This window comes from Neorhizobium alkalisoli, assembly GCF_002968635.1.
Taxonomy (GTDB): Bacteria; Pseudomonadota; Alphaproteobacteria; order Rhizobiales; family Rhizobiaceae; genus Neorhizobium; species Neorhizobium alkalisoli.
The window spans coordinates 1-397 of sequence record NZ_PVBN01000059.1 but is presented as its reverse complement, the minus strand read 5'-3'; the positions used below and the strand labels follow the sequence as shown (position 1 = coordinate 397).

The following is a 397-nucleotide window of genomic DNA, read 5'->3' as shown; positions in this document are numbered from 1 at the left end:
GATTGGTGTCAAGAGTTTGGTGATTTTGACAAGAATGTCATAGAAGACAGTCTGCATTTGACGGCGTTCCAGTGATTTGGCACCTTCAATGTAAACAACATCTTTGGCAAAATCAAGGTAGAAGGCTGACAAGTCAACGTTGATAAAGTTCACCAAGGCCTTGTAGATCGTCAAGAATTCAAAGTCTGCATAGGCATCACGAATGGTCTTGACAAGCTGGTTAAAGCGAATCGTCATGTACTTATCAACTGAACGAAGCTCATCGTAAGCGACTGTATCTTGAGCTGGGTTAAAGTCAGATGTATTGGCAATCAAGAAACGAAGAGTGTTACGAATCTTACGGTAAGTTTCAGAAACTTGGCTCAAAATATCCATAGAGATACGCACGTCATTGCTT

At 41.1% G+C, this 397-nt stretch carries 1 protein-coding gene; it reads right to left on the bottom strand.

Going from position 1 to position 397, the window contains the following annotated elements; genetic code table 11:
* Positions 1–375, bottom strand: a 375-nt coding sequence (locus C5L13_RS28545; RefSeq protein ID WP_210202215.1) for a class I tRNA ligase family protein, incomplete at its 3' end; no start/stop codon positions are given.
* Positions 376–397 lie beyond the last annotated feature (22 nt).